Raw genomic sequence first — 22,557 nt, 5'->3', positions numbered from 1 at the left:
AGAATTTGTAACCAGCGCAAAATCGGCACCAGACACAATAAACCTGTGAACACCACCAGGAATAACAAAAACTGCACCACGCCAAAAGATTCTTTGAAATTTGCATCTGCCATCAGGGAATTCCCGTTGTTCATCAGAGTTGAAATTAAGGTCGGACATGGTAATGAATTTTACGCAGCTTGAAAAGCTCGGATCACGCCTTTCTTCGCCAAATCCTGCAGCAATTGTAGCGCACCTTCGCCAATCTGCTGGTTGGTTAATTGTGGGGCTAACGTCTGCAAGCTGGTAGTTAATTCCGCCAAACGGGCGCCAGGCGTATTGATCAGCAGCTGCAACAAACTGGCACTTAATTGATTTAACGCCATAAATTTAATCTCGTTTTCCAAATCTCGATACACCAGCAATAAACTTGGTGCCGCTGGCCGTTCAGGTCTGAATGTTGCGCTGATTTGACTGACCGGATATTGATAACACAACAACAACGCGAGTTCATCCATGGCCAGTTGGCTGGTTGCTAGCTGCGCTTCTGTCTGCATAAGCAGCGGCTGGTGACACTGCCGATGCGCGGTTGCCAGATAAAGCTCGATCCACTCGTAATGTGCTAATTCCAGTAAAAAAGGGGGGTCTTCAGGCGCAAGCTGTTGTTGCTGGAGCCAGTTTAAAAAACTCTCAGCGATATCCAGAAAATATGGGCTGTGCAAATTGCTGCTTTGAAAAAACAACCTGGTTTTAGCGTGCCACTGCGGTTCCCTATATAAAGTGCTGAGCACTGGAAAAGCACTGCTGACAAAATTAAGGACATTGTTAAAAAACAGTTCCTGATACACAGCCATCCGTTCTGGTGAAACACCGGGTAACAGTGGCTGTGCCGGATCGCGAATGGCAGCGGCAAATTGGCTTTGGATCTGCTGAAAGTCGCTCATGTTATCCAACTGCCGTTATTGATTTTAGCGAGGTTTGTTGTGTTGAGGTTTGTGCGACTGAAGCTTGTTGCTGCAAGCTTTTGATTTGCAATAATTCCTGCTCCAACACAGTTAACTCCGGCAGATTAAAATCGCGCTCAAGCAAAGTTGGAAATTCGCCATGCCGCTGATAGGCAAACTCTAACAGCTGCCACACCGGGTCTACCACCGCAGCGCCATGGGTGTCGATCAGCAAAGTATCTGACGCCCGATAATGACCAGCGATATGGCCGTATACCAGTCGTTGTGTCGGCATCGCGGCGATAAATGCCCGGGCGTCATAGCTGTGATTCACCGAATTGACATAGACATTGTTGACGTCCAGCAGCAAGCCACAATCGGCTTGTTGCAGTACTTCCAGCGTAAAATCCAGCTCCGACATTTCCTGACCTGGCGCAGCATAATAGGACACATTTTCAATCACCAGCTGCTGCTCCAGCACGTCCTGCACCTGACGAATGCGCCCTGCCACATAACGCGCTGCTGCACTGGTAAAAGGAATGGGCATTAAATCGTATAAATGTCCGCCAGCCGAGCAATAACTTAAATGTTCGCTATAAAGCTTGATTTGATGGGTTTTGAGAAAGGTTTTCACCGCGGCCAGAAACTCCAGATCCAGCGGATCCGGGCTGCCCAGCGATAACGACAAGCCGTGACAAATAAAGCGATGTTGCTCGGTCAAAGCGCGAAACTTCTGACCGAGCTTGCCACCAAACGGCAGCCAGTTTTCCGGGGCGACTTCAAAAAAATCAATGATGTCTGGTTTATGCTGCAACACCGGATCCAATAGCTCCCGTCGCAGCCCAAGCCCTACCCCGCCAAACGCAGTCATGTTAGTTCATGCCACCGCATTTGCCTTCACCACATTTCCCTTCGCCACATTTGCCTTCTTTGGCTTTTTCAGCGGTGTCTTTGGCTTTATCGGTGGCTGCAGCTTTAGCTTTGTCGGCACCACATTTGCCTTCGCCGCACTTGCCTTCCCCACATTTACCTTCTTTGGCTTTATCGACAGTGGCTTTTGCTTTGTCGGCACCACATTTTGCTTCTTTGGCTTTATCATCGGTTTTGGTTTTATCAGCGCCACAAGAAGCTTCCGTCGCTGCCAGCTGATAACCACCACTTAACTCAGTCGCAGTAAAATCAAGCGCTTGCGCCGAACCTATGCTGCTCAGCGAACCTAAAACAAAAACACCTACCGCTGCGGTAACTTTTCGATTGATTGTTGTCATGATCTTAATCCTTTGCTGTGGTTGAGGTTGGCCGGGTTGTGTCCCGACTGCATTAAGTAGACCTGCATCGACGCGATAAAATTTCAGCGTGCAAAAAAATGACCGACATATTTTGGGTGTTATCTAAAAATATGCACTTTGCATGTTAAGCATAAAGTATCGGCACTGCGCTTGCTAATGTCTTTCGCTTTGATCTGTATCAGATCATTGAATGCCAAAACTAACCACAATCAGGCAAGTCCCAGCAACGTAATTTGAGGTTTGAGATGCCAAAGGCGATGACCAGGATGCTCAGAGTGCAAATGCTTGAAGAGATCCAGCAATTGCGACTGCAAATAGTCCAGTATATTCAGCAAGATCATCCGGCTGAATTTGGCACTCTGTCATTAAAGCTTAAACAGGATCCGCTTAGTCACTGGCCAGAATTGTTACAGCCTTGGTTGACACCACAGTTAAAACATAAAGCAATGCGACTGGAAGCATTGCTAGCCGCCATTAGTTTAATCGATATGGGTTTGTACGGTTTATGCTGCGATTGCGAGCACCGTATCGAAAAAGCACTTTTATTGCACGATCCAGCGCGGCAACGCTGTCAGCATTGCTCGGCATGACCAGCACCTCTGCGCCCCATCAAATATAAAAAACCGCCGGTGAAGGCGGTTTTTTTATTCTTCCTACACGCTGCCTGAACACTTTGGATGTTCAGGCGGTTCGTAGCGTACTTTTCAGTGTCAGCACCTTACAGCGCTATCACCAGTACTATCACCAGTACTACGCAGATTAGAACTTAACGTTCAGAGTCATGCGGTAAGTACGGCCAACCATGTCGTAATGTGATGGGAAGGTGTTACCGCTGTTCCACGAAGTAGAAGCAGCTTCACCACCAACAACTGGAGCTTCACGGTCTAACAGGTTATCCACACCAAAGTTCACTTTAACTGCTTCGCTGATCTGGTAGCTGCCGTACATGTCTAAGTAGCTGTAAGAGCCAATATGACGGAACGCAGCGAAACTGCTTGCAGCTTCTTCTGGTGCACGGTCAAGATCGCTCATCCAACGCCACAACAGGCCTAAAGAGTAATCTTCGTAGTTCCAGGTCACACGCTGGTTAGCACGAGTTTCGTGCTGTGGTGCACAGCTGGTACCGAAGTAACCGTTGCAGTCCAGTACTTCAGAAGTAGGTGAACTTAAAGATTCACTTTCTAAGTAATGGTTTAACTGACCAGAGAAATCAAGTGTACCCATAGACGCTAAGTTGAAGCCAAAAGTATATTGAACTTCATAACCAGTCGTTTTCAGGTAAGACAGGTTGGTGATGTACTGCTCGATACCAGAGATATCAGAAATCAGCGTACCACCGTCACGAGTGATCAGATCACACTGTGCCTGGTTGCCCAGTACATAACAGCCATCCAATACTTCTTGTGGTGTGTTGGTACCGATATAACCATCAACGTTGATGTCGTAGTAGTCGATAGACAAGTTTACACGTTCAACGCCATCAAACTCAGGTGTCCATACAAAACCGATTGTGGTGGTTTTTGCATCTTCAGCATCTGGTGGTGTGGTTGGGTTAGAACCAGAGAACACGTTGATTTGACCAGAGATGATGTCATCAATTGCGCCTACTTGAGCAGCAGTCATACCAGTTGCTAAACAACGGGCACGTAAAGTTGCGTTAGTAGCTAAATTGGCAGCGTTGGCTTTAGAACATGGATCCATAGTCGCGTTATCCAGACCTGAAGTCAGTGGCGCGAATAATTCACCTACGTTCGGTGCACGTGTCGCGGCATTGTTCATCGCACGGATTAACAATTCATCGTTTACACGCCATGCCAGACCCAGTTTCCATGAACCGTTGTCACCAACTGTGTTGTAGTTACCATGACGGTAACCGAATTCCAGTTCCAGAACATCAGTCATGAAGCCGTCTTCAACCAGCGACATTTTACCTTCAGTGAACAGTTCGTTCACTTTAAACAGACCGCCTACTGGCAGTTGGTTACCACCAGCGCCACCTAAACAGCTGGCAGGTGCTAATTTCCAACATTCGTCTGGGTTAGAGTATGCTTGCTCTTCACGCCACTCATAACCGAAGCTCATTGACAGTGGTGAATCAGCCCAAGGAGAAACGATAGCGTCGAATGGACCGTTGATAGAACCTGAAACCACACGTTGTTGATATTCAGTTGCAACGAAAGCAGTTGCACGGGCATAAGCCGCCATTTCTTCAGTGATAGAACCGAAACCACCGAATAAGTTGATTGGCACACAGCTTGAATCGCCATTACGACAAGTCGTTTCGTTCACTGCATCTAGCTGGTTTGCAATGTTTGCAACGTTAGTGTAGCCAGCGCTCACGTCCAGACGTTTAGTCTGACCGTGTTGAGCAGAAACTTCATAGGCCCAGGTATCAGTCAGGAAACCTTCCAGACCAGTAACGAACTGGAATTGGTCAGAATCATAACCAGTAGAACGAGCCCCTAACTCAACAGTACGACGGAAAATATTCAGACGTAATGAGTCGGCCTGGTCAACAACGCCGTTGTTGTTGGTATCACGCCAGTTAGTCGCATTCATGCTACCCTTCGCAGCATTTGCACCGTTCAGGATGAAATTACGTGCTTGAGTATTGAAGAACGGGTTTGCCATTGGGATCCAGAAGGCAGTACCGAAAATACCTGATGGCGCAATTTGCGTGTCGACTGAAGTCGTTACGTAGTTTACGTTTGTGTATACAGTATGTTCGTCGTTCAGATTGTAACGTGCCAATGCTGTAGCGCTGTAACGCTTAGCTGGAGTCTGGTAGTAGTTAAACGGGTTGAAGTTAAACACCGAACAGTTTGCACCAATGTTACCACCGTCACGGAACTGACCGGCAACGGATGGCACACCAAACAGACCAATACGCGTTGGCACCGTAGTACCTGAACCACCTGCTGCTACTGCACCTGGACCACCACACGCTGGATCAGCTGGTGGAGTTGGAGCAATACCATCGAGGTAATTTTGATAGTTCGCGCCGTTGGCAGTAACAATACCTAGGTTACCCAGAGGACGCTGACCTAACAACAGAGAATCACGGTCTAACCAGCCAAGAGACAGAACGGCGTTACCTTTGTCATCATCAAAATTACCACCTAATGTCAGGCTGGCATTTTGAGAGAACGCATCAGCTTCAGCTGAACGAGAATGACCTGTTTCGAATTCAACGCCTTCGAAATCGTTTTTCAGAACGACGTTCATCGCACCTGAAATTGCATCAGAACCGTATACGGCTGATGCACCACCAGTCACCAGATCGATACGGTCGATCAGTGCTGTTGGGATAGAAGAAGTATCAACATGACCTGCAGTGTTAAACGGAACCATCCGCTTACCATTCATCAGAACCAAGTTACGGTTACGGCCCAGGCCACGTAAGTTGATTGTCGCAGCACCACCAGAACCATTGTTTACGTTTGAACCGTCACCTGGCAGCGCAGATGGCAGGTTACGAATAATACGTTCAACTTCAGGTTGCTGTTGTTGTTTGATTTCGATTTCGCCGATGGTCGCGATAGGACTGGTCGACATGGCGTTGGCACTACGGATCCGGCTACCGGTTACCTGAATTTTTTCTACTGTTTGATCCGCAGCTGGTTCTTCCTGGGCTACAACGCCCTGAGAAAAGAACAGAGGTGAGGCAACCCCTAAGACCAGCGCGATTTTTACCGACTTTGATAGTTTATTCGCAGCAAACATGTTTTATTCTCCCTGGACCACTGTTATCAGTGATTCTATTTTTTTAGCCTGAATCATCTACTTTCAGGCGAACTGTTACGGAACGTTTCCGTGAACCGACTTCGATAATAAACGTATTTTTTTTCAAAGGTCAACAATTTTGATGGAACAAAACCTTTAATTCGTTGTCACGTCACGACAATCACTGTAAATAGTTCCGTCCAGTAAATTCAAATGTTGTTTGGTTAATAAAGGGTCAGGCTTTTGCTAACGAATACTTGCGTCTCGTCGCCGTTTTTTTGACGTTCATCTGCGTTTGCACGTCATCCACCGACTGTTTACAATGATATACCTGTAAATTTATACAAGTAGTTTTATGCTGAGCGCCGGACTGAAAGCTGAAATCAAATCCATCCATCAACTGATCAAAACCGGGTTACCGGGCTATCAGCCACGCCCTTCTCAAAACAAACTGGTCGCTGAAATGGCCAATATCATTGCCGGCTCTTATCATAGCCACGATCGGATTGGTTTAATCGAAGCCGGTACTGGTACCGGTAAATCGCTGGCGTATTTATTGGCCGCCATTCCACTGGCGCTCAATAAGAAAAAAACTTTGGTGGTAGCAACGGCAACAGTGGCATTGCAAGAACAGCTGGTATTTAAAGATCTGCCATTTTTCCAAAGTCACAGCAAACTTCCCTTTGAATTTACCCTGATTAAAGGCCGCCAGCGCTACGCTTGTGTGCAGCGATTGCGTGATCAATTATTACAGCCCGACTTACTGCCACAGTGGCAAGCCAGTGATCCGGCGCAGCTAGCCAAGCTACAAGCAGCCTGGGACGACCGCAGCTGGTTGGGCGATCGTGACTCATTACCGGTACAACTCACCGATCAAGCCTGGGCTGGCATTCAGGCCGATGCTTATCATTGCCATAAACAACATCCGGCTCATAAAAATTGCCCTTTTCATCTGGCGCGGGCGGAAATCGATAATAGTCAGGTGCTGGTGGTGAATCATGCGTTGCTGTTGGCCGATTTAGCCTCAGGCAACAGTATTTTGCCAAAACCCGAAGAATGCATTTATGTGATTGATGAAGCGCATCATTTGGCCGATTGTGGTCGCGATTTATTTTCCGCAGATACCCAACTCAATATCGATTGCAGTTATTGGCAGCAACAAATCGACAAGCTGTATCAGAATTTACAGAGCAATCTGACACACCATGGTGCCATTCGTGAAACGTTAAAATTGGTCGAATTGTCGCAGGACTTTTTTAATCTGCTGAAACCGATGCAACAGGCGATCAGCAAACAAAGCCAGTGGTTTGCCAACTCGCCGCATCACCGTTTTGTCGATGCGGTATTGCCTGAGCTGTTTTCGCGCCAGGCCGACACTTTGGCTGAACACAGCGGCAAGTTGATGTCTTGTATCGAAAAATTGTTTCAGCAATTACTGGAGCTCGCCAGCGAAGGCAAGGTACGCAATAAAGTACTGCTACCGCTGCAACATGAACTGTCAGTACTGGAGCAAAAGTTTTCCGGGCAACATCAGCTGTGGCAGCTGTGGTCGATGCCACAAACAAGCTATGTCAATCAGGCGCGCTGGCTCAGTCAACGCGACCAACAAATTCGTGGCCATGCCTGCCCTTTGTCGGTGAGTTTCCAGCTGGATGAATTGTTGTTCTCGCAAGCGCATGCGGTGCTGTTGTGCTCTGCCACCTTAACCTCTTTAAATTCATTTGATTACATCAAACGTGAATTGGGTCTCACCGACCATCCGGGTTTACAAACGTTGCAGGTCAGCTCGCCTTTTGCCTATGCCGAACGGGGTTTAATCCATATTCCTAAACTCAACACTGAACCAAGTTCCGATTTATTTACTGCGGAACTCATCACCGTATTGCCGCAATATCTGGATAAAGAGGTGGGTAATCTGGTGCTGTTTGCCAGTTACTGGCAGATGGAACAGGTGGCGAAAGCGTTACGAGAACAAGGATTTACCTTATTAGTCCAGGGCGAAGCCGGCCGGCAATCGCTGCTTGATTTGCATAAAATGAAAATTACCGGCGGCAACGGCAGTATTTTATTTGGCACTCAAAGTTTCTCCGAAGGTCTCGATTTACCAGGCGCCTTGTTAACGAACCTCATCATCACCAAACTGCCTTTTGCGGTGCCGACTTCGCCATTTGAAGAAGCGATGGCAGAAGCTGTCACCAAACGTGGCGGCAACCCATTTTTACAATTAACGGTACCCGCTGCGGCGAGGAAACTAGTGCAAGCCTGTGGTAGACTGCTGCGGCAGGAACAGGATCAAGGCAAAATTGTGATTCTGGACCGACGTTTAGTCACCAAATCGTATGGCAGCGCCATGCTAAAAGCACTCCCGCCGTTTCGGCAACAAATTGACGGATAATCATGGAATTTGCGCTTGAACCCAGTTTATGGCTGGTGCTGTGTGGGGTCGCTTTTATCGCGGGATTTATCGATGCTATTGCTGGTGGTGGCGGTTTATTAACGGTCCCCGCCCTGCTGACTGCTGGCTTACCACCGCATCTGGTGCTTGGCACTAACAAACTGGCGGCGACTTTTGGCTCGCTGACCGCTTCAGTGACCTACTACCGCAAAAAATTGTTTGACCCCAAATATTGGCGTCACGCCTTGCTGGCGACCGCTATCGGCGCCTGCCTTGGGGTGTTGGTGGTGGATCAAATCAGCAAACAAACCTTAGAGAAAGTACTGCCGGTGTTGATTTTAATCGCCGCAATTTACAGTTTATTCGCCAAAGTCCAGCCTGATGATCAGCTGATGCTGCCGGTCGAAAACCGCAAAAATCGTTGGACACAGCGGCTGCAGGGGTTAACGCTTGGCTTTTATGATGGCATCGCAGGGCCTGGTACCGGTTCATTCTGGATGGTGTCGACGATGGCGCTTTATAAAATCAATCTGCTGCTGACCAGCGGTGTCGCGCGTTCGATGAATTTTGTCAGTAACGGCTTTGCTTTGGTGACCTTTGCACTGCTGGGCCATATCCATTATCAACTGGGGCTGGCGATGGGGTTATGTCTGATGGTGGGATCTTACTTCGGCGCACACACCGCCATTCGTTTTGGTAGTAAGTTGATCAAACCACTGTTTATTGTGATGGTGATGGCGATTGCCCTGCGGCTGATTTGGCAAACCTGGTTTTCCGCATGACCAGCAGCACTTCTCTATATAAGTGGCAGCTACTCACCGACCAGCTGGAACAACAGTTGTTAAAGCTCGCCAGTCAGGCCAGTAGAATTGATCAGCAAGCACCGGCCTGGCAGCGTCGCGACTGGTTTGATTCTGAGTTATTTCAATGCCACTCACCGCAGCTGCTTGATTATGTGCAAGAAGCAATGCAGCTACTGCAACGGCTGCAACAACCTGTTCGTGGTACAGGCGAATTGTTGATCATTCAACAACAAAACCAACAGCGTCTAGCTGAAAAATTATCGGCACAAATGCAGGCGCTGGGGCGGGCTTTTGCTTGTCTTGATGTACGTCAGCGTGAAAAAACTAAATGGCGCCCGGCGAAAACCGCAGCGCAAGCACCAACGACACCACAACGGCAACGTGCCGGGCAATTATTAGCCGAGCTCGGTGGTTCACATCAGGCACTTTATCAAAAACTTAGTGAGACCCATGAGTTTGAGCGGCGGTTGCTGGATTTAATCAACGAAGCGGCTCGTGAACAACAAGACCCGGCACGGCAACTGGCGTTGCATGCCCGTCTTGGCCGCTGTCGTAAAGCCATCGGCCAGCTGGAAGCAGAAATTCAGTGGCTGGAACAAAAACGCGAGTTCTGATGCACTGGCCACCCCTTATTTATGACGCCTGCTACAGCGCCTTACAATTGCCCGACCGGCACCGCTACCCGATCGGCAAATACCGTGCGTTATATCAGGCATTGTTAGCGGCTGGCGTGCCCCTCGATTGTTTTGTTGAACCGACTTCGGCAACCCGCACGGAACTGGCGTTGGTCCATGACCCTCTTTATATAGAAGCATTGTGCTCAGGGCAGCTTGACACCAAAGCGATGCGGCGGATTGGTTTTCCCTGGTCAGAGTTTCTGATTAACCGCAGCCTGCGTTCGGTCGGCGGCACCATTCAAACCGCGCAACTTGCGCTGCAACATGGCTTAGCACTGCATTTAAGTGGCGGTTATCACCATGCATTTGCCAGTGAAGGTAGCGGCTTTTGTCTATTTAACGATTTGGCCGTTGCTGCGCGGGTGCTGCAACAACAAGGCGTCGATAAAATTCTGATTTTTGATTGTGATGTGCATCAGGGCGATGGCAGCGCGCTGATTTTTGCCGATGATCCACAGATCATTACCGCATCTTTGCATGGTGAGAAAAACTTTCCGGCACGAAAACAGCAATCGGACTGGGATCTGGCACTGCCTAACGGCTGCACCGATGCGCCTTATCTGGAAGCGGTGCAACAAAGTCTGGATTATTTACTAGCGCTGCATCAGCCGGATCTGGTGTTGTATGACGCCGGCGTCGACATTCATCAGCAGGATGATTTGGGCTTGCTGTCGGTAAGCACCCAAGGCATTCTGGCGCGCGACCAACTTGTTATTCATCGTTGTCGCGATTTAAAAATCCCGCTGGCCGCCGTGATTGGTGGTGGTTATCAGCGGGATTTGACGGCATTAACTGCCGTCCATTTGCAGCTATTTAAAGCGGCTTTTGTGAGTCTTCAGTTACCTGTCGATATTCCGACTTAACAGCAACGTCTGTTTACCGCAGTGGGCATCAGCCCAATTTACGGCTGCCCAGCCCCCGCAAAGTAAAACCCAAGCTGACGTTTTAGGGTCTGCGGCAGTTGCGGCAAGCTGGCTTTTGGCAGTAAAAAAGTCGCCATATGGAATAAATCAGTGAAGATCCGATTTTTCTCCGTGGTGCGCTTTAGATAATCATGGCCAGATGAGCCACCGGTGCCAATTTTGGTCCCCAACATCCGCTGCACCATCATCGCGTGTTTATAACGCCAAATGGTCAGGTTCTCGTCGATTTCGGTCAGGCAAGTCAGCACCTGAAATGGCAGATTAAACACCGGCTCTTCCTGATATAAACTGATAAACAGCGCCGCCAGCATCGCACGTTGACTAAGCCGGAAACTGCCATCCTGTTGTAACTGCTGATATTTATCGTTATCCAGTAAAGCGGCAAATTTAGCGCGGGTTTTGTCAATTTCGCCCAGCTGCAACTCACGTTCGTGCTCGGCAATCTGAATAATACTGCGCACCGTTTGTTCGTCTTCATCCAGCATTTGGGTGGTAGCGTTTTGGTACATCTGCCAGAAACTAAAATCACCAAATTCTAAAAACGGCATCCGTTCCAGCCATTTTTCGACCTGCTCAAATAAACTCGGTTGTTGCTCCAGACTTTGCAGGAATAAACGGTCCTGTTCATTCAGGCGGCTGTAAAAAGAATTTTTATCATAATCAATCCGATAGCCACTTTTCAGACCCAGACCAATTTCTAACATTTTAAACTGCACACTCTGAAAGCCGGAAGCCGGCACCAGATAGTCGCGAAATGACATAAAATCCTGCGGCGTCATTGTTTCCATCACGCCAATTTGCTGGTTCATCAGCTGCTGGATGGTGATCACCCGTTTTAATTTATGTACCACGCCAGTCAGTTGTTCATCCTTCACTTCGGTGGCGGCGAAGACTGACAACACTGATTTTAACTCGTGTAACACTTGCTTAAACCACAGTTCGTACACCTGGTGCACCACAATAAACAGGGTTTCATCGTGGGCTTCATTGCCATACTTGGCGCTTTCCGGCGCTTGTGCCGTCAGAATTTTATCCAGTTGCAGGTAATCGCCGTAATAACAAGGCGTGGTATTTTTTTGCATGATGATGAGTTCCGGCCGATGGCCTTAATTGCGACCGCGCATTGTAGCAGTGCATCGGGCACAATGTCAGTCTGACCAGCTGTGGCATTTTTGCCGGTGAGGGTTTATGCTTAGCCGAACAAAAAAACCAGTCAGGTCAACCGGTTTGACCGCTACCGACGATGGAGCAGTTGATGAAACTACATGACGATATCCACAACTATTATGAAAAACTGATGCTTGATCACCTGCTGGAACTGGGATTAACGGATCAGGATCCTGAATATCTGGCCGATTTATCCTGCATCGTCCTGAACCAGCTGCCCTGTAAATATATTCGTTATGAGGTGGATTTAGCCTTTTACCTGCCACAAACCGAACGTTTTGAAATGGTGACCCGGGTGAAAGACGCCGTCGCCAAAGGCCGCGCCTTTTTAGACAGTCCGGACAATCTGAAAGCTGATGATCAAACCGCTCCCGGTGCTACTGCGATTGACGCCTGAGCCCAATCTCACACCGCATACAGTATCGACGGCAGATACGCCTGTGCCGCTGGCGCAGGCAGCCGTCGAAATTCAGTTAGCCGTTGATTTAATTATGTTATTGGAACAACAACAATTGCCACCGGCAGTCATTCTGGCGGCGCTGGAGATAGTACAACAGGATTTTCAAAGGGCTTTGTTGGTAGAACAACAAACGGCAACGAGACAAGATTAAACACTGGGAGCGCTGAGGAATTTGGGTGGTAGCCTTACCAGCCACATCCCGGCACACACGTCATACGCTTCGGCTGCTTCCTTCCAGACCTGACCGGGTTCACGTACTAGTATTGCGAGAGGACCGATAAGGCCACCATTGTGTAAAAATGCTTGGTGATAAGTCGAGGCTTACCTTCGATGCGGGCGCATTATGCGCAAATCTGCCCGGCATCGCAACCCATACTTCGCAACACATCATGCAAATTCTGGTTTTTTCGCAGTCATTTGCTGAAAAAACAACCGCATCTGCTGACAGTCCTGCTCGAAATTATCACCGGTCTGCTGCAACGGTCCGAATACCAACTTCTTCTGCGCATAGTCCAGGCCAAGCAATTGGATCGGAACACCGGCGGTTCTGGCGATATTCCAGAAACCTGAGCGCCACACCGCGACTTTTTTGCGGGTGCCTTCCGGCGACACGCCAAGGATCAACTGCGGCTGCTCGGCAAACTGGCGGGCGATTTGTTCCACTACGCCATGTCGCTCGGTGCGGCGTATCGGGATGCCACCCCAGCGCAGTAACCAATTGCGCAGTGGCCAGATAAAAATACTGTGTTTGCCTAAAAATGAGATTTTCACCCCCAGCGCCAGACTCGCCGCCATCGCAATCACAAAATCCCAGTTCGAAGTATGCGGCGCCACCGCTATCACCAGTTTTGACAACGGCGGCAAATTACCTTCGATTTGCCAACCGAGTTTGTCTAATAACCAACGACCAAATTTTTGCGCCGCCGGACTCTGGTGCCGTGGCGATTGTAGCGGTAACTCTGGCCAGTGTTTCATTGACGACAACCTTCTTCTGCCAATATTTCGCTTATTTACATTGCTATTTTTTTGCCAGCAACGGCTGATAAGCCACCAGCAGCAATTTTAGCCGTTGCTGATTTTTCAGGCCTAACCGCACCATTTGTTTGTGCGCCATCGACAGTTGTTCGATTTCACCATCGGCAAAAGTGTATTGCACCGAATCCAGCGCCAACATCGGGCCATCAGCAATTTCCGGCGCCGCTAACAGCTGCTGAATTGCTTGTTGTACCCGATCACGGAATTGCGCTTCCGGATAACCAAGCTCCAGATAAGCCTGTTGCAGCAGCGGATACAGCTGATTAAACAGCGCCACTACCTCCGCTTTTGGCGCACTTTCCAGTAGGTCCAAATAACGCTGATAACGCTGATAATTGGCGATATCCAGCTGATACTGCTGGCCGTTTTGCGTCGCTTTGAAATCCTGAGTTAAACCTTTAAATATTGCTTGTTCCGGTACCAGCCGACCTTGCGCAATATTGTCAATCTGTACCACAAACCGCCGGACCATTTCTTCGCTGACAAACAACGATGACAAGCCTGCTTTCCATGGCAGTGCCAGCAGTTTTTGTTTGACCACCATATCAGACTCGTCCAGTGCCGGCAGCGGCTCAGTGGCAGTTACCTCTTGCTCGGCGGGTAATGCGGTGCCGTCAATGCCAGCATCCGCAGCCTGAGCACTGATTTCATCGTCTGGCTCTTGTGCTGTTGATAACACATCCGCCGGCTCGGAAATGGGGGTTGTTGTTGCGGGTGTGGTTGCTGGTGTTTCTGCCACGACGACCGGCACCGGAGCTGGTTTTAACAGGTACCAACCGCCTGCGGCTAAAATGATGACGGCCGCTGCCGGACCGATCCAGCGTTGCCCTGAGCCTTTGGCTTGAGTTTGATGAGTTGGCGTGCGCTCTGACATAGATCCCTCCTAGAAAACGAATAACAACAGCCTGCTACTGTACCCGAAGCGCCGGTAGCGTTCCACCGGCAGTTGCATCTTGATATAGATAGCAGATTCTTTCTGTAGATCAGAGCGTTGCATTGTCTGGTAAAGTCGGCAATAGTTAGCAAAGTAAAGTTAAAGCCGCAGGCTGTTTGTCGTGTTGTATGACTGATTTAAAGCAAAACCCAAAAATCGCGTTATTGCTGACCGGTGGCGGTGCCAGAGCCGCTTATCAGGTTGGTGTGCTCAAAGCGATTGCACAGCAATATCCGCGCAACAGTAAATCGCCGTTTCAGATTATTTGTGGCACCTCGGCCGGTGCTATTAACGGCACTGCGGTCGCCTGTTACGCCAGTTGTTTTCACTTAGGGGTGCGAAAGCTGGAGTGGATCTGGAAAAATTTTCATACCCATCATGTCTACTATTCCGATTATTTCCGCGCCTCTTATCATCTGCTGCGGGGGTTTTTCAGCGCATTTCAGGCGGATTATGCCAATCATAAACCGGTGTCGTTGCTTGATAATAAACCGCTGAAACTGCTACTGAACGAACTGCTGGATTTAAAGCGACTGGACCGGAATATTATGGGCGGTTATCTCGATAGCGTTTCTGTAACGGCAAGCTGTTATAACAGCGGCGATTCTATTACGTTTTTCCAATCTAAAGACGCGCCTGAGTGGCAGCGCTCCCGGCGTTGTGGTCAACGCACTTTATTAGGAATTCACCATTTGATGGCGTCCGCTGCTATTCCATTGGTGATGCCATCAGTGCGGATTAACCAACATTATTATGGCGACGGTAGCGTCAATCAATTGGCGCCACTGAGTGCCCCGATTCATCTTGGCGCCGACAAAATTTTAATTATTGGGCTGGAGCAACCAAGACGCCGCGAACATTTACAGCAAATGCCGCATCACCCCAATGTATCCACCATCGCTGGTCACCTGCTGGACAGTATTTTCTCAGATACTTTAACCGCTGATTTGGAGCGGATGTTGCGGGTGAATAAAACCATTCAGACCTTACAGCAGCATCAAATCAAAACCGAACTGAAACCGGTGCAAAGTTTACTGATTAACCCCAGCACCAACTTTAATCAGTTGGCCAGCGAAAATTATCTGGCGTTACCCATGGCCGTGCGCTCGTTATTACGCTGTATCGGTATTAAACAGCACTCGGACTCCAGCCTCGCCAGTTACCTGTTATTTGAGAAGTCATTTACCAAGCGGTTGATTGAATTAGGGTATGACGACGCAATGCAGCAAATAGACGAGATTATGGCATTTTTGGCGCCAAACCCAGACGAGACCACAGCACCGCAAACCTAAACAGGCACTATATTGCCGTCAAATCACTGACATCCACGCGACGGCAACAAATCTACAATTGTAACCATATGTATTTCATCACTATTAATTAGTGGCATAGATCCTGCTCTGTACGAATATCACTCTATTACAGGAGCAGGCTGATGGAATTGTTCAGCTTTAGCGAAATGTCTCTGGATCACGTACCAAGTTACGCCAGCGTCACATCAAAACCAAATTGGTCACATTTGACCAATACTGTTGGCCCTGGTTTGGTTGAACAACTGCAAACCAGCCTTGATTTGGCGCAGCAGCTGCAAATTTTCTCGATGGCCGCTGGCAAAGTTTTGCCGCTGACGGCAATTGAAATGCATACCGCGGTTGGCGTGTTCAGCGCGGCAGGTTCGTATCCAGCTGAGCATGAATATCGCAGCATGCTGTTACTGAACGATCAATGTCTGGCTGAATTGGTGTACCAAAGTGAAGTGCAAATCAGCCCGCTACAGCAGCGCCGGTTACTCGAGCTGGAAACCCAATGGTTGTTTCCGCTGCGTAATGCGTTGGTGGTCACCCGTTTACAGCAGCTGGCATTAAAAGACACGTTGACCGGCCTTGGCAATCGACGCTTTTTTGATGATTCCTTTGCAAAAGCGGTGCAATTTTCTGAACGAAAACAGCAGCCTTGTGCGTTGATCCTACTGGATTTAGATAACTTCAAAGCGGTGAATGATCACCACGGACACCATGCCGGTGATGAAGTGTTGTTGGCGGTGGCCGATGCCATGCGCAATACCTTAAGGGTCAGCGACAATTTATTCCGTTTTGGTGGTGATGAATTTGCAGTATTGCTGACTTCGGAAGACGCAGCCAGTGCCGAGCTCGTGGCGCACCGGTTGGTCAAAGCGATATCTCAGCATCATACCTGTGACAAATTTGGCGTTTCTGCCAGTGCCGGATTGGCACAATTGGTTGAACTGGAAGATTGCAAAAGTCTGTTTAATCGTGCGGATAGCGCGTTATATCAGGCAAAACAAGCCGGTAAAAACCTGGTACGGCAATCTGCAAAAACCACCGCAACCGTGGCAGAACTCGCCAAAGCTTAATCTAAACGGGGCCTTGCACTGACCGACAACCAACTTTGCGCTTCGGTCGTGGTGCAAGCGGCTTCGAAATCGACCACCAGTAAAATTTGCTGCCCGGCAATGATTGACGGCACGGAGCCACGTTGCCAGGGCGGCACCTTCCAAAGCTTACACCATTGTTTGAGCGGTTTATGGTGCGGATAACCTGCTGGTTTGAAACGGTAATTAAGCCAGCCAAAGCCTAATTCTAATGATGTATTGGTCGCCACCGCCAACGGCCAATAATTGGCATCAACCCCAAAATCTGCTTGCTGCGTTTGCCATAACATCGTTCTACCATCCGATAGCGTCACACTCTCCCCCGGCAACAAGGGCTGCAGACTGGGTGCTGTTGCCATAGCAAATTGTTGCTGTGCCGGGTTTAACAAATACAGCTCACCAGCAAAGCGGCGCAGACTATGACCGTCCAACATAATTTGTGGTTCGGCATCGGCTTTCGCCTGGATTAATTCCTGTTTGACCCGTAGCAGCCGGTCGCTGCCGGGGTTTAACCCAAATTGTTTTAGCCATAACCGCAGCAGCATGCTTTGGGTCAAATCATCATGCTGCGCTAAGCCTTGCAGTGATAACCGGTCGGCGCTGGAAATTTCCGCCAACTGCCGCTGCAGTAATTGATCGTTGAGTTGTTGCACCTGCCCCAGCTGTTGCATGCTGCGACTGGTGGTCGAAGCAAATGACCCCCAGCGCTGGGTGAGCAGTGGCAGTACTTCAAGGCGCAGGAAATTGCGCTCAAACCGGGGATCCAGATTACTTTCATCTTCAATCCACTGCAGCTGCAATGTAGTCGCAGCGGCAACCAGCTGTGCACGGGGAAAATTTAATAACGGGCGTAAGATCCAACCATCGGCCACCGGCTTAGCACTGGCAATACCGGCAAGTCCGGCCGGTCCGCTGCCGCGCTTCAATGCCAGCAACAAGGTTTCCAGCTGGTCATCGGCGTGGTGTGCGGTTAGTACAGCGCAGTGGGAAGCACCGGCGAGTTGCTCAGTCAATACTTGATAACGTAACGTCCGCGCCTGTGCTTCGATGTTGGCGGTGGTGGCAAGTCGAATATGCTGAACTTGCAGCGGTACGCCAAGTTTGTCGCATTGTTGCTGACAAAATTCTGCCCAAGCGTCGGCGTTTGGGCTTAACCCGTGATGGACATGCACTGCCTGCAATTGCCGGTTCGGCGCAGCGGCCTGCCAGCGCACTAACAGCTGTAACAGCAGCATCGAATCCAGCCCGCCACTGAGCCCCAACACCACGTTGTTAATGGCATAACTTTGCAGCTGCAGTGCAATGGCCGCGTCAAGTTCACGCAGCAACGGGCTGATGGGTTCTTTTGTTAGATCAGGCATAAAAAAAGCCGCACGAGGCGGCTTCCTGTTTAGCAGTAACCGAAGGACATCAACCGTTTATAACGGCGATCCAAGAGTTCAGCAACTGATAATTTATCCAATTTGGCTAAATCACGCAGTAAGGCTTGTTTCAGACTGGCCGCCATTTGCTCGTGGGCACGATGCGCCCCGCCTAATGGTTCCGGAATGATTTCGTCAATCAGGTTTAGCTCTTTTAAGCGTGGTGCGGTAATGCCCATCGCATCTGCAGCTAACGGCGCTTTTTCGGCGCTTTTCCACAGAATAGACGCACAACCCTCAGGTGAAATCACCGAATAAGTACTGTATTGCAGCATGTTGACCTGATCGCCAACACCAATGGCTAAGGCGCCACCAGAACCGCCTTCACCAATGACGGTACACAGCACCGGTACTTTTAAACCTGCCATCACTTTTAAGTTGCGGGCAATGGCTTCACTCTGACCACGTTCTTCAGCGCCAATGCCCGGATAAGCACCAGGCGTGTCGATAAAGGTAATGATCGGCATGTTAAAACGCTCGGCCATTTCGAACATCCGCAGCGCTTTACGATAACCTTCCGGCCGTGGCATACCAAAGTTACGTTTAATTTTTTCGTGGGTATCACGGCCTTTTTGGTGGCCGATGATCATCACAGTGCGCTCGCCTAACCGCGCAGTACCACAAACAATAGCGGCATCATTGGCAAAAGTACGATCGCCCGCTAGTTCGTCAAAATCAGTGAAAATGTGTTTAATGTAATCCAGCGTGTAAGGACGCATCGGGTGCCGCGCTAATTGCGCAACTTGCCAGGCACCCAACTCAGCAAAGATTTTTTTGGTCAGTGTCAGGCTCTTCTCTTTGAGCTTGTTCACTTCTTCTTCCAAGCCGAGATCGAACTCGCCATTGCGGCTGACTTTGCGCAGTTCTTCTATTTTTGCTTCAAGTTCCGCAATCGGTTGCTCAAACTCTAAATAATTCAGCATCATCGACTGTCACTACCTACCTAGTTAAATTCAAGATGTATTGTTGCTAATTGTTTTAACTGATGCAACAAAGCGTCTGTGGGCGTTACCCACCATTCAGTTCCCAAAGCCATCGTTACAGCGCCTTCCTGGCGTTGATAGCGGACCTGTACCGGTACAGTGCCCGCTTTAAATTCGGTTAGTACCCGCTGCAGCCGCGGTAAATAATCGGCGCCGACCTGCGCTGAATCTACCATAACCAACAGGGATTTAAGACATTTTTCCCTCGCTTGGGTGATTTCGACCACTTCGCGGCCGGTCATTGTAAGGCCGCCACTGAAATCATCAAAGCTGACCTGTCCAGAAACCACCAAAACCCGGTCTTTTTGCAGCAGATGCTCGAAGTTCTCGAATTGTTCGGGGAAAAAACGTACATCTAAGCGCGCCGATTTGTCATCCAGCTGCACTAAAGCCCAGCGCCGACCTTTTTTATTAATCAGCACCCGCACCGACACCACCAAACCGCAGGCATGCACGGTTTGGTCGCGTCTGCCCGGCTGCATTTCAACTAACCGACAACTGCTGTAATGATGCAGTTCAGCTAAATACCGGTTGATCGGATGGCCGGTCAGGTACAAACCCAGCGTTTCCCGCTCGCCTTCCAGCCAGACTTCGTCCGGCCAGATCGGCACCTGTTTAAAGGCTTTGGCCGACATTTCAGGTTCCGGTGACAACAAACCAAATAAATCACTTTGGCCAACGGCCTCGGCTTTGGCATGCTGCTCAGCAGCTTTCATCGCTTCTTCCAGCGTTGCCATGAGTGATGCCCGGTGTGGCCCTAATCTATCCATTGCACCCGATAATATCAGCTTTTCGATGACACGCCGGTTAAGCTTTTTTAAATCCACTTTGGCGCAGAAATCGAATAAATCGACAAAAGCGCCTTTTTGAGTGCGCGCTTCAATAATGGCTTCGATTGGGCCTTCACCCACGCCTTTAATCGCGCCAATGCCATAAACGATATGGCCCAGCTCATTGACGGTGAATTTATATAAACCGGAATTGACGTCAGGCGGGATCAGCTTGAGCTTCATCTGCTCACATTCATCGACCAAAGTAACGATTTTGTCGGTGTTGTCCATATCCGCTGACATTACTGCGGCCATAAATTCGGCTGGGAAATGCGCTTTCATCCACAGCGTCTGATACGACACCAGCGCGTAGGCGGCGGAGTGCGATTTGTTAAAGCCGTAACCGGCGAATTTCTCCACCAGGTCAAAGATTTTCATCGCCAGTTCGGGGTCAACGCCGTTATCAGCAGCGCCATTTTGGAAGGTATCACGCTGTTTGGCCATTTCTTCCGGTTTTTTCTTACCCATAGCCCGGCGCAATAAGTCGGCGCCGCCTAATGAATAACCCGACAACACCTGGGCAATCTGCATCACCTGCTCTTGATACAGGATAATGCCGTAGGTTGGTTCCAGAATGGGTTTCAGCGATTCGTGTTGCCAGGTAGCATCCGGATACGAAATCGCTTCGCGGCCGCGTTTACGGTCGATAAAGTTATCTACCATGCCCGATTGCAGCGGACCCGGCCGGAACAGCGCTACCAGTGCAATCATATCTTCGAAGCAGTCGGGCTGCAGTCGGCGGATCAAATCTTTCATGCCACGCGATTCCAGCTGGAACACCGCGGTGGTTTCCGCTTTCATCAGCATGTCGTAGCTTTTTTTATCGACCAGCGGAATTTGCGTGATATCAACCGGCGGCTTGCCTTCTTTGAGGTGCCGCTCGTTCACCATATTGACTGCCCATTGCAAAATGGTCAGGGTGCGCAAACCTAAGAAGTCGAATTTCACCAAGCCGGCATATTCAACGTCGTTTTTATCAAACTGGGTGACCGGGTTATTGCCTTCACTGTCACAATACACCGGGGCAAAATCGGTAATTTTAGTCGGTGCGATCACCACGCCACCGGCATGTTTACCGGCGTTCCGGGTCACACCTTCTAAACGACGCGCCATATCAATCAGATCTTTGACTTCCTGATCGGCGGCATAGAGCTCCGGCAGACGCGGCTCTTCAATAAATGCTTGTTCCAGTGTCATGCCTGGCGTTGGCGGAATGAGCTTGGAAATGCGGTCGACAAAGCCATAAGGATGGCCCAGCACCCGGCCAACATCGCGAATAACCGCTTTTGCCGCCATGGTACCGAAGGTAATAATTTGCGACACCGCTTCCCGACCATACATGTCGGAGACGTGTTCAATCACTTCGTCGCGGCGATCCATACAAAAATCGACGTCGAAGTCGGGCATCGACACCCGCTCCGGATTCAAAAACCGTTCGAACAGTAAGTCGAATTCCAGCGGATCTAAGTCAGTGATTTTCAGCGCATAAGCCACCAAAGAACCGGCACCCGAACCACGACCCGGCCCAACCGGAATGTCGTTATCTTTCGACCACTGAATAAACTCCATCACCACCAGGAAGTAACCGGGGAAACCCATCTGGTTGATGACGTCGAGTTCAATTTGCAGCCGTTCATCATAAGGAATACGTTTTTCAACCCGCACTGCTGCATCCGGAAACAGGATCAATAAACGATCTTCCAGGCCTTCGCGTGATTTTAAAACCAAAAAGTCGCCGTCGGTCATGCCGCCGGTTGGAAAAGCTGGCAAGAAATATTCGCCGAGTCGAATCGTGACATTACAACGTTTGGCGATTTCGACCGAGTTGGCCAGCGCTTCCGGTAAATCATGAAACAGCGCCTGCATTTCTTCGCTGCTGCGTAAATATTGCTGCTCGCTGTAATGTTTCGGTCGGCGCTTATCTTCCAGCGTATAACCATCGTGGATAGCAACGCGGATTTCATGCGCGGAAAAATCATCGGCGGTTAAAATCACCACTTCATTGGTGGCGACCAGCGGCAAACCTGTCTCTTCAGCCAGCGTGACGGCTTGTTGCAGATAAATTTCTTCATCAACCCGACCGGTGCGGGTCACTTCGAGGAAAAAGCGGTTGGGGAAATGTTGCTGATAAAAGGCCACCAGTTGATCGCTGCTGCCTTTATTGCCTTTAATTAAGGCTTTACCGAGCGGGCCGTCTTTAGCGCCAGAAAGCACAATCAGCCCGGCGTTGTGTTCAATCAGCCAATCGTGGTCAATTTGTGGTTTATCCGCCACATGGCCACGCAAATAGGCTTTGGATAGCAGCATCGTCAGGTTCTGATACCCTTCGTTGTCGGCCGCCAGGATCAGCATCCGGCAGGCTTCACCCGGAAACAACGGATGCTGCGCCCAAACATCGGCGCCAACGATCGGCTTGATACCGGCATCATGCGCGGTGCTGTAAAACCGCACCAGGCCACACATATTCATCTGATCGGTCAGCGCCAATGCCGGCATGCCTAACTTTTTGGCAGCACTGACAATCGGCTTAATTTTACTGACGCCGTCGATCATCGAAAAATCGCTGTGTACCCGCAGGTGAACAAAACCCGGTTCCATGCTT

The 22,557-nt window shown here is 49.5% G+C and carries 19 protein-coding genes and 1 other RNA gene; 9 read left to right on the top strand and 11 right to left on the bottom strand.

Annotated elements, in window-relative coordinates:
* Window positions 1-170: 170 nt before the first annotated feature.
* From EOE67_RS05525 to EOE67_RS05515, 3 genes are read right to left on the bottom strand one after another with little or no spacing between them, the layout of a single operon-like run.
* On the bottom strand, window positions 171-923 hold the full coding sequence (locus EOE67_RS05525; RefSeq protein WP_127698051.1) for an HvfC family RiPP maturation protein: 753 nt from the start codon (window positions 921-923) through the stop codon (window positions 171-173).
* A 1-nt stretch (window position 924) separates the two neighbouring features.
* A complete protein-coding gene (locus EOE67_RS05520; protein WP_127698050.1) occupies window positions 925-1,794 on the bottom strand; it encodes an HvfB family MNIO-type RiPP peptide maturase in 870 nt (289 codons plus the stop codon).
* 1 nt (window position 1,795) lies between these two features.
* A complete protein-coding gene (locus tag EOE67_RS05515) occupies window positions 1,796-2,191 on the bottom strand; it encodes an HvfA family oxazolone/thioamide-modified RiPP metallophore (RefSeq protein ID WP_127698049.1) in 396 nt (131 codons plus the stop codon).
* A gap of 296 nt (window positions 2,192-2,487) precedes the next feature.
* On the opposite strand from EOE67_RS05515, the gene EOE67_RS05510 reads away from it, so the two are divergent.
* Window positions 2,488-2,802 (top strand): hypothetical protein, encoded by a 315-nt coding sequence (locus EOE67_RS05510; RefSeq protein WP_127698048.1) that lies wholly within the window; start codon window positions 2,488-2,490, stop codon window positions 2,800-2,802.
* Between the two features lie 169 nt (window positions 2,803-2,971).
* On the opposite strand, the gene EOE67_RS05505 is transcribed toward EOE67_RS05510, so the two are convergent.
* On the bottom strand, window positions 2,972-5,935 hold the full coding sequence (locus tag EOE67_RS05505; RefSeq protein WP_127698047.1) for a TonB-dependent receptor domain-containing protein: 2,964 nt from the start codon (window positions 5,933-5,935) through the stop codon (window positions 2,972-2,974).
* Window positions 5,936-6,290: 355 nt separating this feature from the next.
* Between EOE67_RS05505 and dinG the strand changes: the two genes are divergently transcribed.
* Genes dinG through EOE67_RS05485 form a run of 4 tightly spaced genes read left to right on the top strand, consistent with a single transcriptional unit; the run spans window position 6,291 to window position 10,673 of the window.
* On the top strand, window positions 6,291-8,330 hold the full coding sequence (gene dinG, locus EOE67_RS05500) for an ATP-dependent DNA helicase DinG (RefSeq protein ID WP_127698046.1): 2,040 nt from the start codon (window positions 6,291-6,293) through the stop codon (window positions 8,328-8,330).
* Window positions 8,331-8,332: 2 nt separating this feature from the next.
* A complete protein-coding gene (locus tag EOE67_RS05495; protein ID WP_206099455.1) occupies window positions 8,333-9,112 on the top strand; it encodes a sulfite exporter TauE/SafE family protein in 780 nt (259 codons plus the stop codon).
* Window positions 9,109-9,747 (top strand): primosomal replication protein PriC, encoded by a 639-nt coding sequence (gene priC / locus EOE67_RS05490; protein WP_127698044.1) that lies wholly within the window; start codon window positions 9,109-9,111, stop codon window positions 9,745-9,747. The genes EOE67_RS05495 and priC overlap by 4 nt, the downstream gene beginning before the upstream one ends.
* Entirely contained in the window at window positions 9,747-10,673 is a 927-nt protein-coding gene (locus tag EOE67_RS05485) for a histone deacetylase family protein (RefSeq protein ID WP_127698043.1), read from the top strand. The genes priC and EOE67_RS05485 overlap by 1 nt, the downstream gene beginning before the upstream one ends.
* Window positions 10,674-10,711: 38 nt before the next feature.
* On the opposite strand, the gene EOE67_RS05480 is transcribed toward EOE67_RS05485, so the two are convergent.
* Window positions 10,712-11,815 carry a tryptophan 2,3-dioxygenase family protein gene (locus EOE67_RS05480; RefSeq protein ID WP_127698042.1) on the bottom strand — a complete coding sequence of 368 codons (1,104 nt, stop codon included), beginning with the start codon at window positions 11,813-11,815 and terminating at the stop codon, window positions 10,712-10,714.
* A 173-nt stretch (window positions 11,816-11,988) separates the two neighbouring features.
* On the opposite strand from EOE67_RS05480, the gene EOE67_RS05475 reads away from it, so the two are divergent.
* Together EOE67_RS05475 and EOE67_RS05470 are read left to right on the top strand one after the other, a co-directional pair.
* On the top strand, window positions 11,989-12,297 hold the full coding sequence (locus EOE67_RS05475; RefSeq protein ID WP_127698041.1) for a late competence development ComFB family protein: 309 nt from the start codon (window positions 11,989-11,991) through the stop codon (window positions 12,295-12,297).
* Window positions 12,257-12,511: a DUF2496 domain-containing protein gene (locus EOE67_RS05470; RefSeq protein WP_127698040.1), complete on the top strand. Its 255-nt coding sequence runs from the start codon at window positions 12,257-12,259 to the stop codon at window positions 12,509-12,511. The genes EOE67_RS05475 and EOE67_RS05470 overlap by 41 nt, the downstream gene beginning before the upstream one ends.
* Window positions 12,512-12,543: 32 nt before the next feature.
* Here EOE67_RS05470 and ffs read toward each other — a convergent pair.
* The 3 genes from ffs to EOE67_RS05455 all read right to left on the bottom strand — a co-directional run bounded on the left by ffs (window position 12,544) and on the right by EOE67_RS05455 (window position 14,269).
* Window positions 12,544-12,640: signal recognition particle sRNA small type (ffs, locus tag EOE67_RS05465), an RNA gene on the bottom strand.
* 107 nt (window positions 12,641-12,747) lie between these two features.
* Window positions 12,748-13,335 carry a 1-acyl-sn-glycerol-3-phosphate acyltransferase gene (locus tag EOE67_RS05460; protein ID WP_127698039.1) on the bottom strand — a complete coding sequence of 196 codons (588 nt, stop codon included), beginning with the start codon at window positions 13,333-13,335 and terminating at the stop codon, window positions 12,748-12,750.
* 43 nt (window positions 13,336-13,378) lie between these two features.
* Window positions 13,379-14,269 (bottom strand): DUF3014 domain-containing protein, encoded by an 891-nt coding sequence (locus EOE67_RS05455; RefSeq protein ID WP_127698038.1) that lies wholly within the window; start codon window positions 14,267-14,269, stop codon window positions 13,379-13,381.
* 188 nt (window positions 14,270-14,457) lie between these two features.
* Between EOE67_RS05455 and EOE67_RS05450 the strand changes: the two genes are divergently transcribed.
* Window positions 14,458-15,621, top strand: a complete 1,164-nt coding sequence (locus EOE67_RS05450; RefSeq protein WP_127698037.1) for a patatin-like phospholipase family protein — start codon at window positions 14,458-14,460, stop codon at window positions 15,619-15,621.
* A gap of 143 nt (window positions 15,622-15,764) precedes the next feature.
* Window positions 15,765-16,703: a GGDEF domain-containing protein gene (locus tag EOE67_RS05445; RefSeq protein ID WP_127698036.1), complete on the top strand. Its 939-nt coding sequence runs from the start codon at window positions 15,765-15,767 to the stop codon at window positions 16,701-16,703.
* Here EOE67_RS05445 and tilS read toward each other — a convergent pair.
* The 3 genes from tilS to dnaE are packed head-to-tail and all read right to left on the bottom strand — an operon-like array spanning window position 16,700 to window position 22,553.
* On the bottom strand, window positions 16,700-18,082 hold the full coding sequence (gene tilS / locus EOE67_RS05440) for a tRNA lysidine(34) synthetase TilS (protein WP_127698035.1): 1,383 nt from the start codon (window positions 18,080-18,082) through the stop codon (window positions 16,700-16,702). The two genes, EOE67_RS05445 and tilS, sit on opposite strands and share 4 nt — an antisense overlap.
* Before the next feature lie 29 nt (window positions 18,083-18,111).
* Window positions 18,112-19,068, bottom strand: a complete 957-nt coding sequence (gene accA, locus EOE67_RS05435; protein WP_068064372.1) for an acetyl-CoA carboxylase carboxyl transferase subunit alpha — start codon at window positions 19,066-19,068, stop codon at window positions 18,112-18,114.
* A gap of 17 nt (window positions 19,069-19,085) precedes the next feature.
* Entirely contained in the window at window positions 19,086-22,553 is a 3,468-nt protein-coding gene (dnaE, locus tag EOE67_RS05430; protein ID WP_127698034.1) for a DNA polymerase III subunit alpha, read from the bottom strand.
* Window positions 22,554-22,557 lie beyond the last annotated feature (4 nt).

The organism is Rheinheimera riviphila (assembly GCF_004005945.1).
Taxonomy (GTDB): domain Bacteria; phylum Pseudomonadota; class Gammaproteobacteria; order Enterobacterales; family Alteromonadaceae; genus Pararheinheimera; species Pararheinheimera riviphila.
The sequence above is the reverse complement of the archived record's forward strand: the minus strand, read 5'-3'. Positions and strand labels throughout refer to the sequence as shown.